Origin of the sequence: Pedobacter steynii (assembly GCF_900103665.1) — a bacterium.
Classification (GTDB): domain Bacteria; phylum Bacteroidota; class Bacteroidia; order Sphingobacteriales; family Sphingobacteriaceae; genus Pedobacter; species Pedobacter steynii.
The window spans coordinates 131587-146754 of the sequence record NZ_FNGY01000017.1; the positions used below are offsets into that span (position 1 = coordinate 131587).

The following is a 15168-nucleotide window of genomic DNA, read 5'->3' on the forward strand; positions in this document are numbered from 1 at the left end:
CTTCTTATGAGAAAGGTAATCCAGTTAAGTCTTGTATTGCTGTTGATGGTATCAATGGCCAATGCACAAAGGGAAAATGCAATTAACATCATTTCCTATAACATTCGTTTAAATGTAGCTTCTGATGGCGAAAATGCCTGGCCTAAACGTAAAGATAACGTGAAGGCGCTGGTGCGTTTTCATGATGCAGACATCCTCTGTGTCCAGGAAGCCCTGCCCTTGCAGGTAGATGAATTACTAGAAAACACCAATTATGCGATGGAAGGTGTGGGGCGCGACGATGGAAAGCGTGCAGGGGAGTTTTCGGCGATCTACTTTGATAAATCCAGATTTATTAAAAAAGATGGAGGCACATTCTGGTTGTCGGAAACTCCTGAAAAGCCTTCTAAAGGATGGGATGCGGCTTTGAACAGGGTTTGTTCCTGGGTCAGGCTCTTTGATAAAAAGAATAAAAAAGAGTTTTTGGTTTTTAATACCCATTACGACCATATCGGTGTACAGGCGAGGATCGAATCTGCAAAACTCCTGAAAAGGAAAATACAGGAGATCGCACCAAAGTTGCCGGTCGTATTTACGGGTGATTTGAATGTAACTCCGGAAACTGAGGCGATTGCTACCATTAAATCTTTCCTTATTGATGCAAAAGAAGCTTCTGTAGAACCTGCTTATGGTCCGGTGGGTACTTTTAACGCTTTTAAATTTGATAGCCCCCTGAAGGATAAAATTGATTACATCTTTGTGAACAAAGGTTTTAAGGTTCAAAAGTTTGGCGTGTTGTCGGATAGCAAGGATTTACGTTATCCTTCAGACCACTTACCAATTATTGCCCGTTTATCTTTCTAAGACATTTACACCGACGGCATTATTTTATATCTTTGCATTTTATACTGAATATACAACATGAAGATATCATACAAGTGGCTGACACAATTCCTGACAACTGATAAAACTCCTGCAGAACTTTCATTGATCCTGACCGACATTGGCTTGGAAGTAGAAAGTCTGGAAACAGTACAAGCTGTTGCAGGCGGATTGGAAGGATTGGTGATTGGTCATGTATTGAGCTGTGTACAACACCCGAATGCCGATCGTTTACGCGTAACGACGGTGGATGTAGGCGGAGCGGAAAACATACAGATCGTTTGCGGTGCACCCAATGTAGCCACTGGTCAGAAGGTTGTGGTAGCTACCGTAGGTACTACTGTTTACCCGAATGAAGGAGAACCATTTAAGATCAATAAATCTAAAATCAGAGGCGAAGTTTCTGAAGGAATGATTTGTGCTGAAGATGAAATAGGCCTGGGTGTTTCCCATGATGGTATTTTGGTACTTCCTGAAGATACGCAGATCGGACTCAGTGCTAAATCTTACTTCAACTTAGAAGACGATTATTTATACGAAATCGGGTTGACGCCTAACCGGGCTGATGCAGCTTCGCATTTAGGTGTGGCCAGAGATCTGGCGGCTTATTTACGTACGCCATTAACAATGCCTGATGTAACTGCATTTAACACTGCAAATGAGCAGGTGACTATTGAGGTGAGTGTGGAAGATGCTGAAGCATGTCCAAGATATAGCGGTGTTTCCGTTTCGGGAATTACGGTTAAGACTTCGCCAGACTGGTTACAGGATAAATTGAAAGTAATCGGCATTCGCCCGATCAATAATATCGTTGACATTACCAATTACGTATTGCATGAATTAGGGCAACCACTTCATGCTTTTGATGCAGATAGCCTTAAAGGCGGACAAATCATCGTTAAGAAATGTGCAGAAGGAACTCCTTTTGTAACGCTTGATGGTGTAGAACGTAAGTTGTCTGCGGAAGACCTGATGATTTGTAATGCAGAAGAGCCGATGGCTATTGCAGGTGTATTCGGGGGTAAGAACTCGGGTATAAATGAAACAACAACAAAGGTCTTCCTGGAAAGCGCTTATTTTGACGCTAAAACGATACGAAAGACTGCTAAAAGACACGGACTGAAGACTGATGCTTCTTTTAGATATGAGCGTGGTACAGATCCGGAAATGACGATCTTTGCGCTAAAACGCGCAGCGTTATTGATTCAGGAATTGGCAGGTGGAGAAATCTCTTCTGTGATCTCCGATGTCTATCCGGCTCCCGTTGCTCCTTTCGATGTGGAAGTAAATTACAATAACATCAATAAACTGATTGGTGCCGAGATTCCCCATGCAGAAATTAAGGACATCATTACTGCTTTAAGTATTGAAGTGGTGGCCGAAACTGCAGAAGGTTTGTCATTGAAGGTGCCTAGCTATAAAGTGGATGTGACGCGTGAGTGTGATATCACAGAAGAAGTACTTCGGATTTATGGTTATAACAAGATTGCGATTCCAAGTAAAATCAATGCTTCCTTGTCCAATACTTCTAAACCTGATGTAGAGCAGACGCAACACGTAATTGCGGATATGCTGACTGCCAATGGATTTTTGGAGATCTGGTGTAACTCTCTTACTAAAGGTGCTTATTCTAAGAACCCTGAAGAAGCCGTTCAGATCCTGAACCCTTTGAGTTCTGATTTGAATGTGATGCGTCAGGGCTTGTTAATGCCGGCATTGGAAAGTGTGGCTTACAACCAGAACAGAAAAACAGCAGACATTAAGTTTTATGAATTCGGTAAAACTTACCATCTGATCAATGAAAAATATGTGGAGCGTCCGCGCCTGCTGATCCTGATCTCCGGATCGAATCAGTCAGAGCAATGGAACCATAAAGTTTCTCCGGTAAGCTTCTATCACTTAAAAGCTGCTGTGGATGCAGTGATCGGTCGTTTGGGGATTAGTAATTACCAATCGGCAGATGTGAGTGATGATAATTTTGCTTACGGACTGAAGTATTTCAGAGGCGATAAGGCGATCGTGACTTTCGGTGCGGCAACGACTGCAGACCGGAAGAAAGCAGATGTGGATAAAGAGGTGTTTTACGCCGATTTTGATTGGGCTTTATTACTCGACATTGTCAAAAAGAATAAAATTGTGAATAAGGAAGTGTCGAAATATCCTGCCGTAAGAAGGGATTTATCGATGCTGGTAGATACAGATGTAACCTTTGATCAGTTGAAAACTATTGCTTTTAAAACAGAGAAGAAGCTGATTAAGAGCGTACAAGTGTTTGATGTGTATGTAGGAGAGAAACTTCCTGAAGGGAAGAAATCTTATGCCTTGAACTTCACACTGCAGGACGAGGAGCAGACCTTAACCGATAAGCAAATTGATGCGGTGATGCAAAAGATTATTTCTAACTTAGCGCAAACAGCAAAAGCGGAAATAAGAAAATAATTTATTGCGTTTAAAAAATATTTAGATTAGTAAACAAACTTTAATAACATGTCTTCGGTTGCCGATCAATTAAACTCCGTATTGCAGAAAACAGCTCGTGTAATAGAGCTCTGTAATGCCTTACAGGAAGAAAACGATTTATTGAAGCAGGAAAATCAATCTATAAAAGTTGCGCTGGATAACTCTAAAAATAAGAATGCAGATCTGGATGAAAAGCTCAGAGTGTTGAAATTAGCGAAGAGTATTGAAGGTACAAGTGAAAAGACACTTGATATAAAGCAAAAAATTAACGATTTTGTGCGTGAAATAGATAAGTGCGTGGTCTTACTGAAGAAGTAAGGAAAACAGAAAAAGTGAAACAAAGCTAAGAAATGGGAGAAATCTCGATAAAAATAACTATTTCCGACCGTATCTATCCCTTAAAGGTAAATACAGAAGAGGAAGAAATTGTGAGGCGGGCAGCAAAGATTATTAATGAGCGCATAAAGGACTATCAGGAAAATTATGCGGTCAGGGATAAACAGGATTTGCTTTCAATGGCAGTATTGCATTATGCAACGGCAGTGCTGCGTGTTGAAAACAAAGTCCAGGATCAGGATACTGCTGTAGCCGAAAAGGTAGAGGAACTGGATAGTTTATTAAATGATTTTTTCTCCAAATAGGAGCGTTCTTTATATAAGTTAAGATTAGCACAATGATATAGCCGCAGCTACATTTTTGGGTTTCACAAATTTTAAAACTTAACACTTCAATATTTATAGAATTAAGAGGGTGTATTTCATCTACATTTATGTACCTGAAAATGACTTAAATTCTAATTATAACTCGTTGAGGTTTTGAATAGTTGAGACTTATTGATTGGTTGCGGTTTTTTTATAAACATGATTTAAAGATATCCTGAGGGGGAAATGTACGGGATCATTTAAACTACATCTGAGGGACAAAGGAAATATATAAATACAGATGAACTAAAAATGGAAATAGTAGGAATAATTGGATATGTACTTGCCGGCCTGGTGGTTGGCGTTTTAGTAGGCAGATACCTGCTGCGAGGGCTGCTTAAAAAGCAGGAGATTGCAGCACAGACCAAGGTAAAAAAGATGCTCAAAGATGCAGAAAGCAAAGCTGATATTTTAAAGAAAGACAGGTTGCTGGAAGCTAAAGAGAAGTTTTTACAGATGAAATCTGAGCATGAGCAGGAAGTAAATACAAAGAACAACCAGATCAACCAACGTGAAAACGCAATGAAACAGAAAGAACAATCTGTAAATCAGCGTTTGGAAAACATGAACCGCAAGGAACAGGAACTTGACAATCATAAAAAGAACCTGGAAAAACAAACAGATGTTGCGATTAAGAAACAGGAAGAAGTAGACCTGTTGAAAAATCAGCATGTGAAGCAGTTGGAAACCATTGCGGGATTAAGTGCGGAAGAAGCAAAGAATCAGCTGGTAGAAAACATGAAACAGGAAGCCCGTACTCAGGCAATGATCCAGGTAAAGGACATTGTAGATGAGGCGAAACTGACTGCAACTAAAGAAGCTAAAAAGGTCGTGATTCAAACGATACAGCGTACTGCTGTAGAGGCGGCGATTGAAAATACTGTCTCTATCTTCCATATCGAAAGTGATGAGATCAAAGGACGTGTAATTGGTAGAGAAGGACGTAACATCCGTGCTTTGGAAGCTGCTACAGGAATTGAGATCATTGTGGATGATACCCCGGAAGCGATCATCTTATCAGGTTTTGACCCGGTAAGAAGAGAGATTGCCCGTTTGGCATTACACCGTTTGGTAACGGATGGCAGGATTCACCCGGCCCGTATCGAAGAGGTGGTGGCTAAAACAAAAAAACAAATCGAAGACGAGATCGTAGAGATCGGAGAACGTACGGTAATTGACCTTGGGATTCATGGTTTACACCCCGAACTGATCAGAATGGTTGGACGTATGCGCTACCGTTCTTCTTACGGACAGAATTTATTACATCACTCACGTGAGGTGGCAAACTTCTGCGCAACGATGGCTGCAGAGCTTGGCTTGAATGCTAAAATGGCGAAACGTGCGGGATTATTACACGATATAGGTAAAGTACCTGATGATAACCCGGAATTGCCACACGCAATCTTAGGAATGCAACTGGCAGAGAAATATAAGGAACATCCTGAAATCTGTAATGCAATTGGTGCTCACCATGACGAGATCGAGATGACTTCCATGATTTCACCAATCGTTCAGGCTTGTGATGCGATCTCCGGCGCGCGTCCAGGTGCCCGTCGTGAGGTAGTGGAAAGCTATATTAAACGATTGAAAGAACTGGAAGAACTGGCGCTTTCTTATCCTGGTGTAGAGAAAACCTTTGCGATTCAGGCTGGTAGAGAGCTAAGGGTAGTGGTAGAGAGTGAAAGGGTAACCGATCAGCAGGCAGAACTATTGGCCGCTGATATTTCTAACCGTATCCAGACAGAAATGACCTATCCTGGTCAGATCAAAGTAACAGTAATCAGGGAAACCAGATCTGTTTCTTTTGCAAAATAAAAAATCGGCCTGATCATCAGGGCCTGCGAATATTTAAATGGAAAGCGACGGATTTATCTGTCGCTTTCTTTATTTTTACAGAAATCCTGTTCTTTCCGGAACAGGGACATTAAAAAGCGATATGAAGACGAAACCAGCAGAGAAAAGCAAAGCCGATGTTCTTTTTGATCAATATGCAGAAAGCCATCAAAATCACTCCAATGAAATGATCCATTGGGTATGTGTTCCATTAATTGTTTTCAGCTTACTTGGACTGGTTTGGGCGATCCCCTTTCCTCATCTAACCTTCCTTGGAAAATACAATGGCTACATGAACTGGGCTTCATTTCTGATCGCTTTCTCTGTTTATTACTATTATAAGCTTTCGCCGGTGATGTCTTACCTGATGCTCCTGCTGATCTTTCTGATGTCTATGGGAATTGTACAGCTGGAGAAATGGCAACTGGCTGGCGGACCGGCATTATGGCTGGTTTGTGCGGTGATTTTTGTAGCGGCCTGGATCGGACAATTTATCGGTCATAAAATCGAAGGAAAGAAACCCTCATTTTTAGAAGATGTTAAGTTTTTGTTAATCGGCCCTATTTGGTTATTGCACTTTATATGCAGAAAAGTGGGCTTAAAATATTGAGTCAAACCCCATTTAATATTAGGTTAACATTGTGATAAAGGAATGGTAATGTCCGGCTAACATAGGGCTAACATTGTGGTAATAGCTTTGCCTGAAATAAAAAACAGGGAAAAATTGAAATCACAACTAAATCTCAAGAAGGCAATTATTACAGTTTTATTCGTAATTATTGGCGTAACCGTATTTGCTCAAACCGGCAAAATTTCTGGTAAAATTTCTGATAAAAAGACTGGTGAAACACTGATTGGTGTTACGGTAAGGATTAAAGATACAAAGAATGGTGCATCAACCGACGTAGAGGGTAGATATATTATTCCTGGATTGAACACTGGGAAATATACCATCGAAGTTTCTTATGTAGGCTATGCCACTAAGAATATTACAGACGTAGAGGTTAAAAATGGCAGTTCTACAACTGTAGACCTGGTGATGGAAGAAGGCGGCTCACAAAGGTTGAACGAGGTAGTTATTACAGCCAATGTAAAACAAGAGAGTGTAAATGCGCTATATGCACAACAAAAGAATAGTGCCGGGATATCGGACGGTATTTCTGCCGAAATTATTAAGAGATCTCCAGATAGAAATACCGGAGAGGTTTTAAAGCGGGTGAGTGGCGCAAGTATTCAGGATAATAAATTTGTTATTGTCAGAGGTTTAAATGACCGTTATAATACAGCGCTTTTAAATAACTCACCATTACCGAGTTCAGAACCGGATAGAAAAGCATTTTCATTTGATGTGATCCCATCTAATTTAATTGATGCCGTTGTCATCAATAAAACGTCAACTCCGGATCTGCCTGGTGATTTTGCCGGCGGTGCTGTTCAAATCAAAACAAAAGATTTTCCAGCTACAAAGACATTTGAAGTAAACTATAGCACAGGTTTTAATACGATATCCACCTTTTCTGATTTTTACGGAGAGAAGAAACAAGATCTTGAATTTTTGGGTATAGGATCTTCATCCAGAGATTTGCCATCTTCATTCCCTTCAACCAAGAGCAGATTTGAGTCATTGCCTGTAAAAGACAGAGTAAGATTGACTAAAAAATTTGATAATAATTTTGGTGTAGCTGATTTAGGTAAGGCCTTACCTACTCAGAGTTTACAATTGATTTTTGGAAATGCGTACGTGTTTGAAAATGACAGTAAACTAGGGTTGATCGCTTCTGCAACTTATAGTAATGCCTCGACCATATCAAAGGAGTTGAGAAATGATTTTGGTGAACCAGATATAGCTACTGGAAAGTCCCCTCGTCTATTTGGTTATACAGACGATTTCTTTAATAACAGAACATCATTGGATGCCTTGGCTAACGTTTCGTATTCCTTCGGAAACAATAAGTTCTCCCTTAAAAACATATTGAAGCAATCTTTCGACAATAACTACATGAGAAGGTCAGGGACTAATGAAGATATAAATCAGGCGCGCAAGGTCTCTCAGATTGAAGTTACAGAAAAGTTTATGATCAACTCTGTTTTAGAAGGAGATCATGTTATTGGTAAGAATAAATCAAAACTGAACTGGAACCTGGCTTATACCAGTATGAGTAATGACCAGCCGGACATGCGCAGTATGATTTATGCAAAAGATCTTGTCGATATTGATAACGATGCCATTCCTTATCAGGCTGGGGTTCCATCGATAGCAAGTCCATCTTCATCCGGACGTTTTTATAGTGAATTGAATGATCGTGTATATTCCGGGGCCTTGAACTATTCCTTGCCATTTAACTGGCTTGATGCTTCTCAGTTAGTGAAAGTAGGGGTGTTTAAACAATATAAAGATCGCGGGATGAAAGCAAGAACATTTGGATATCGCACAAGTACATCGAATGTAGATCTGTCTCAGCCTATAGATAAGATTTTTGCTGATGAGAATATTGCAGCAGATCGTATATATATATCAGAAACTACTGCACCATCGAATCAGTATGACGCTACAGGAGATTTAAATGGTGGATACGCAATGATGAATGCGGTATTACTGGATAAACTAAAAGCTACTTTTGGAGTTCGGGTTGAGAATTACATTGAGAAACTGAATGCTGTTGACAATAGTGGCAGCCCTGTAAAGGTAAGCAACAATTATCTCGATATTTTACCTTCTGTGAATTTGACTTATGCGCTTACGGAAAAGGCAAATTTAAGAATGAGTTATTCTAATACTGTTGCCCGTGCGCAGTTTAGAGAGTTAGCACCATTCACTTTTTATGACTTCAAGCTTCAGGTCGTAACAATTGGTAATTCTGATTTGAAACGTACTCAAATTAATAATTTTGATTTAAGGTATGAGTTTTACCCTGCGGCAGGACAAATGATTTCCGTTTCGAGTTTCTATAAGAAGTTTAAAAACACGATAGAGACCGGTTATCTTGCAGGTAGTAATGCCGCAGCTAAATCGCTGACTTATATCAACGCTCCAGATGCTAATTTGTATGGACTGGAGTTGGAATTGCGCCAGAGTTTGTCAGTACTGAATGAATCCTCGGAGTTTTTAAAGAGCCTGACCTTAAGTGGAAACGTTGCCATTATGAAGTCTGAAGTTCAGTTGGGAGGAAAACAGGTTAACATTGAAAACAAAAGACAGATGCAAGGTCAATCTCCATATATTATCAATACTGGTCTGCAGTATGCAAAATCTGACTGGCAGGCAAGTGTATTGTATAACAGAATCGGTCGTAGGATCTCGATTGTAGGTTTTGGTCAATATGAAAATGGAGTATTCAGGAGTGATTATCCGAATATCTATGAGGCACCTAGAAACATTGTGGATTTCCAGGTTTCGAAAAAAGTACTTAAGTCTAAGGGAGAAATTAAGCTTAATGTGAGCAATATTCTGGACAGTGATGCAAGGTTCTATCAGGATGTAAATGGCGATAAATCTTACACTAAGGTTGGTGATCAATTGATCAATTCGGTTAATTATGGCAGAACGTTTTCTTTATCACTTGGCTACAAATTTTAGAACTGACATTTAAGTTAACTTATTGATAACAGGAGGTTTAATTCAATTTAACCTTCCTGCTTTACTTTTACACTCAAACAAATACAATGATTATGAATTTCAAAAGAAATAATTTTTATCTCTCTGTGCTTTTTATGGCTGTTTTGAGCATGTCAGCATGTAAGAAGGATTCAAAAAAAGAAGATGAAGAAATTGTAGACAAAGAGCAGGTTGTTCTTAAAGGTCAAATTACAACGGCAGTGAAGTTGGATGCATCTAAGATATATCTGTTAAGTGGTTTTGTCCGTGTGATGGATGGAGCTTCTATTGAAATCCCTGCGGGAACTGTGATTAAAGGTGAAATTGCATCAAATGCTGCTTTAATTATTGAAAGAGGTGCAAAAATTACGGCCAACGGTACTGCTTCAAACCCAATTATTTTCACTTCAGCAAGACCTGAAGGACAAAGAGAGACAGGTGATTGGGCTGGTGTAATTATTTGTGGTAAATCTACAGTAAATGTTGCTGGTGGTGAAGCGCAATATGAAAATGGAGCTTTAGGTGTTGATGTCGCAAAATACGGTGGAAGTGTTCCAGCTGATAACTCCGGGTCTTTTTCGTATGTAAGAATTGAATATGCAGGATATGCAGTTCAGCCAGATAAGGAAATTAACGGCCTAACGCTTTGTGGCGTAGGTTCCGGAACTGCAGTTAATCATGTTCAGGTATCTTATGGTGGTGATGACTCTTTCGAATTCTTTGGTGGTACCGTTAATGCAACTCACCTAATCGCTTATAGAGGTGTTGACGATGATTTCGATTTTGACCAAGGTTACAGTGGTAAAATTCAATATGGTATTTCTATTAAAGATCCTGCTGCTGCTGATAAAATAGGTGTGTCAAGAGGTATCGAATTAGAGAATAAAGGAACACCGGCTAATTCAGTTTATACACGTCCGGTTTTGTCTAACTTTACCTTCATTGGTCCTGGAGCTCAAAGCAATGTATTGACATTTCATGGTGCTGGAATCCATTACGGACAAAATAGCAGAATGGTGTTGGCAAACTCTATTATCGTTAACGCTAGATTGGCTGCAGTAGAATTCAATACTGATTTCCCTGCTGCTGAATTGAAAGCAGGAAGATCATTGTTTACAAACAACCTTGTTTTTGGTAACGCAGGTAGTTATTCTCTAAATACCAATGTGACTTCTTTTGCTGATCTTGCAGCTTTGACTACATTCTTAACTGCGCAAGGTAATGTAACACTAAATAGTGCTGCTGCTGCTGGAATCACCAGCCTTGCATTAGACGCTCCAAACTTACTTTTGACATCTAGCTCTCCGGCATTGGGAAAAGCTAGCTTTACTGGAGACCTTGCCGCTGGATTTACTGCTGAAACCTTTGTAGGCGCAATGGGAACTTCTGGTAACTGGGCAACGGGATGGGTAAACTGGACTCCTAATGTAACTGTTTACTAGATTTTACTCTTTATAAAAAAGCAAAAGGCTGTTCGTTGGATCAACGAACAGCCTTTTGCTTTTTTATCTATATGTTCGATTCTCTTTGTTTGCCATTTGACTATTGAAATCAATAAAGATCTTATCCTGGCTAAACAGCCGCAAGAGAATTCTTTAGGAATACTTACCTTAGTTCGTATTAAAGGTCGTTAAACTTAATTTCCAATTAATTAGAACCTAGTGGTGGATGTGTGTTCTACAGGTTCTTTTGCAAGTTCAGGCGGAAATTTTGCCGGTACTTACTAGATTTGACTAATTCATTCTTTACTGCTGTTACATACAAAGGAGCATTCGGTACAAACGACTGGACTACTGGTTTGGCAAACTGGAATAGCCAGACTAAAGCTTACTAGGCTATAATTCTAAAAAAAAAAGGAAGGGACTTGTGATCAATCACAAATCCCTTCCTTTTTTAATTAATATTTAGACGCTATCTTTCATTTATTGCAATAGGATATATTTCAGATTTATTAGTGAGAAAACATATCGCGTTTTATGCCTTCGCTGTACAATAAATTGTAGGGAAAGGAGCTGTTAGATAGACTGTAAGTATGTGAAAGGTTAGAGTCTTAATTTTTAATTAACGATAGTTTAATAATAGAGATTTATTTTGATTGAAATATATTTTATGAAAAAAAATAACGCTTTTTTAGAGAAATCAGCTTTCCTGTTGTTTGCTGTTATCATGATCATCTCATCATGTAAGAAAAATCAGGTCAATAATGAAATTGGAGAGAACAACAAAAAGGACGAGAAGCTTTATGCTGTCCTTTTACAAAATGGGGTTAAAGCTGAAAGCATAGTAAGCCTAGACGGATATTACCTTGTAGAAGGCGATTTACTATTCAAAAAAAATGGAACAGATTTGATTAGGGCCGCAGCTTACTTTCAGGAGATCAAAGAAAATGATAAGGTAATAGTTTTACCGAGAAAGTCTCAAGTAGCGGGTAAAGTTTCAGTACTTAGAGATAATGATCATAAGATTTCGCAATGGAAGACTCCTGGAATTGTGTCTAGTGAAAATATAGAAACAATTTCGATTAGTCGATCTTCGGATTTGACTTCTTGGATGACGGCAATTGATAATGCCGCGGAGGCCCTGGCGTCAATTTCTGATAGTAAACTGAATTTCTATTTTATTACACCAAATGAATTGCCAAATTCAAATTTATATACAGATATTCTTATTCGCAGTGATAGTAATATTTTACCAAATGACGTTATTGCTGCGGCTGGTTTCCCGTCCAACGATAAGCCCTATTTTGAGGTATTGGTAAATCTTGACTTCCTTAATAATTATTCCGTATCAGAATCACAAAAAAAATACAATATTGTTCATGAGATTGGGCATTGTATTGGTTTGAGGCACTCTAATTGGCAAAATCTAGGTGAGCCTCAAATTGGCGCAATTTTAATTCCTGGGACACCTTCTGCAGATGCTGGTTCTGTCATGAATGGAGGGACAGCTCTGAATAGTTGGAATGGATTCTCTAGCTATGATGTTGTGGCTATTAATAATTTATATCCTTTCTCTACTTATGATAAATGGTTAACTTCACCTGAAAGTAAATACAAGAGCTTTGCCTCCAATAATAATTTTTGGCATGGAACTGCAATTTTTGTTGGTGAGAGCGCTGAATTTGAAATCAAATGGAATAGCAATCTGGTACCAACCGAAACTGTATCTCTGCAATTGTATCAGTACGGCCAGTTTAAAGCTGTGATTGCAAATAATATCCCAAATAATGGCTCGTATTATTTTAATGGGTCTTCTATTATTCCTTACCAGAATAGCCCGAGATTTATCGGACAGTATCAAGTCAAGATTGTCTCTGATGAAAACCCATCAATAACTGATAAAACATCCTTGTTTAAATTGATTTTTAGCGAATAGATTTTGGTTCTATCCACGTGGTTGAGGAGGATTTCCTTTAGGAACGGATTGATGAGCTTTACTTTTCGTGTTAAGAATGGTTATCGTAATGGATAATTAACAAGCCCTTAATATACTGACATTACCTTTGTGTCATAAATATTTGGTTAGTATTTATAAGTTTAGGTTTAGTTGATAACAAAGAGCCAGGATGGATGTCCTGGCTCTTTGCTTTTTTAGAAGTTTTATCATCCTTTTGAATTTCAATCGACAACACTTGCCAACGAATAAAGGTTTTCTATTCTTCCACCTGTTTTGCACTTTCAGAAGTGCATTATTTGTTGTTTTTTGCATGACATGATATGCTTTTTTTTCCATTGTATCCGTTGAAGACTGGTTTGCTAATTGAGTGCTTTTTGTTTAAATTTGATATGATTTTTAAAATCAACGTCATGAAAAAAGACAAACAAATATTTGGACAGGCTGAAATAGAGCTTTTAAAAGAGGGTTTGAAGAGGAGCTACAAAGAACGCTTTGAAATGGCTACCCGCTTGTTCAAAATTCACCAAACTATGAGTAAGGCGACAATTTCTCATAAACCATTCATTAGCAAATAATTTTGTGGACATCTTCGACGAAGAGATATTAAATTTCTGGAGAGCACTTCAAGAATATAGTGTTAAATATATTATGGTTGGAGGTTATGCTACGAATTTACATGGATACCAACGATTTACCGGTGATTTAGATATCTGGCTTAAAGATACGTTAGAAAATAGACAGCAATTACGTAGAGCTTTCATAAAATGCGATATGGGTGACTATCCAATGATTGATTATATGCAATTTGTTACCGGTTGGACCGAATTTCACCTCAACAACGGCTTACGATTGGATATACTTGTTGATATGAAAGGTCTGGAAGGTTATACATTTGATGAATGCTTAGAAATGGCATCTATTGCGGATATTGAAAACGTAAATATTCCATTTCTTCATATAAACCAACTCATCGAAAATAAAAAGGTAGTTAATCGTCCAAAGGATCAAATAGATGTATTGGCGTTGGAAGAAATACGTAAACTAAGGAAGGAATAAAAGACCCTGATCAGGACAATGTCATTAAGTTAAGCACTATGTAGCTCTTTTATGGTTGTTAATTGCTTGATATTTACCTGTTGCTTTATTGTGTTTTTTGCGATTTGGATACCTACGACTGGGGCTGACGGGTTCAATGTGAGGGATAAATAATTCTTGTAGTCTAAGCAATATTTTTTTAGGATTGTAGCTCATAAACAAGTCTACAATCCTGTTCTTCATTATATTTGTGGTACAAAAAGACTAAATAATATACTATTCCCGCTTTGATTTATGAGAGTCCATATCAATAAAAGTAATATAGGGTTAAGCAGAGTTGTAATGATTGTCATTCCTTATATTGTTATAATTGGGATCTTTCAGTTCATTGCGAGTCGCATACTCGGACTTGATATTTTAGAAGAGCATATAAAGATGTCAAGTTGGCAAAGATTTGTGATGACGCTATTTGGTGCCTTTGGGACATTTTTTTCAGTTTTTTTATTTAAAAGGTATGCAGATAAAGAATGTTTTTGCACCACGGGCTTTCGTGAGAGGCATTTATATGATGTTTTTTGGGGCGTATTGATTGGCTTTTCCGTGATAACCTCAGGTTTTTTGACTTTGGTTTACATGGGGAAAATAAAGTACCTGACAAATGTTTTTTTGCCTGAAGATTTCCTTTTAAGCTCCTGTACTTTTATCCTGGTAGCGGCTTCAGAAGAACTCTTTGTAAGAGGATATGTTTTGGGAAATTTGATGCATTCAATGAGTAAATACAAAGCGTTGATTGTTTCATCCGTTTTCTTTACTTTAATGCATGGGCTTAATTCTAATTATCGGTGGCTTGCAGGCATTGTATTGTTTTTGTCTGGAATACTATTGGGCCTTTCATACCTATATACAGGAAATTTATGGTTTCCTATAGCCTTGCATTTCAGTTGGAATTTTTTTCAGGGAACAATTTTTGGCTTTGGTGTAAGTGGAACAAATGCTTATTCCCTAATCACTCAATTTAGACATGGTGATACGATTTGGAATGGTGGATCTTTTGGATTTGAGGGCTCAATTCTTGCCGTTGTCTTTCAAATAATTCCCATTGTTATTATTTATTTGCTGCTCAAAAAAAAACAGCCAAATTTATTTAAGAATAATGAGATGTACGGAATAAGGTAATAAAAAAAGCGCCCTAATTTGAAGTGAACCCCAAAAGTTGGACAAAAACTTTTGGGGTTTATCATTTATGGCAAAACACACATTTGAGGAGAAGCTCGATATAGTTTCTCA

The 15168-nt window shown here is 38.4% G+C and carries 12 protein-coding genes; all 12 read left to right on the plus strand.

Annotation, left to right across the window (positions count from 1 at the left end):
- The first annotated feature begins 6 nt into the window (after positions 1–6).
- Positions 7–843, plus strand: a complete 837-nt coding sequence (locus tag BLQ87_RS31650; protein ID WP_074612900.1) for an endonuclease/exonuclease/phosphatase family protein — start codon at positions 7–9, stop codon at positions 841–843.
- Between the two features lie 57 nt (positions 844–900).
- On the plus strand, positions 901–3300 hold the full coding sequence (gene pheT / locus BLQ87_RS31655; RefSeq protein WP_074612901.1) for a phenylalanine--tRNA ligase subunit beta: 2400 nt from the start codon (positions 901–903) through the stop codon (positions 3298–3300).
- Positions 3301–3348: 48 nt separating this feature from the next.
- Positions 3349–3639 carry a hypothetical protein gene (locus BLQ87_RS31660; protein ID WP_074612902.1) on the plus strand — a complete coding sequence of 97 codons (291 nt, stop codon included), beginning with the start codon at positions 3349–3351 and terminating at the stop codon, positions 3637–3639.
- Between the two features lie 32 nt (positions 3640–3671).
- The gene (locus tag BLQ87_RS31665; RefSeq protein WP_068891351.1) at positions 3672–3962 is read left to right on the plus strand and encodes a cell division protein ZapA; all 291 of its coding nucleotides are present in this window, start codon (positions 3672–3674) and stop codon (positions 3960–3962) included.
- Positions 3963–4274: 312 nt separating this feature from the next.
- Entirely contained in the window at positions 4275–5837 is a 1563-nt protein-coding gene (rny, locus tag BLQ87_RS31670; RefSeq protein ID WP_073232482.1) for a ribonuclease Y, read from the plus strand.
- Between the two features lie 121 nt (positions 5838–5958).
- Positions 5959–6465 carry an Mpo1 family 2-hydroxy fatty acid dioxygenase gene (locus BLQ87_RS31675; protein ID WP_074612928.1) on the plus strand — a complete coding sequence of 169 codons (507 nt, stop codon included), beginning with the start codon at positions 5959–5961 and terminating at the stop codon, positions 6463–6465.
- A gap of 114 nt (positions 6466–6579) precedes the next feature.
- A complete protein-coding gene (locus BLQ87_RS31680) occupies positions 6580–9432 on the plus strand; it encodes a TonB-dependent receptor (RefSeq protein WP_074612929.1) in 2853 nt (950 codons plus the stop codon).
- A gap of 92 nt (positions 9433–9524) precedes the next feature.
- Positions 9525–10892, plus strand: a complete 1368-nt coding sequence (locus BLQ87_RS31685; RefSeq protein ID WP_074612903.1) for a hypothetical protein — start codon at positions 9525–9527, stop codon at positions 10890–10892.
- A 667-nt stretch (positions 10893–11559) separates the two neighbouring features.
- On the plus strand, positions 11560–12825 hold the full coding sequence (locus BLQ87_RS31690) for a M57 family metalloprotease (protein ID WP_074612904.1): 1266 nt from the start codon (positions 11560–11562) through the stop codon (positions 12823–12825).
- 431 nt (positions 12826–13256) lie between these two features.
- Positions 13257–13421, plus strand: a complete 165-nt coding sequence (locus tag BLQ87_RS33940; RefSeq protein WP_172665006.1) for a hypothetical protein — start codon at positions 13257–13259, stop codon at positions 13419–13421.
- Positions 13422–13425: 4 nt separating this feature from the next.
- Positions 13426–13902 carry a hypothetical protein gene (locus BLQ87_RS31705; protein WP_074612907.1) on the plus strand — a complete coding sequence of 159 codons (477 nt, stop codon included), beginning with the start codon at positions 13426–13428 and terminating at the stop codon, positions 13900–13902.
- Positions 13903–14223: 321 nt separating this feature from the next.
- A complete protein-coding gene (locus tag BLQ87_RS31715) occupies positions 14224–15057 on the plus strand; it encodes a CPBP family intramembrane glutamic endopeptidase (RefSeq protein ID WP_172665007.1) in 834 nt (277 codons plus the stop codon).
- Positions 15058–15168 lie beyond the last annotated feature (111 nt).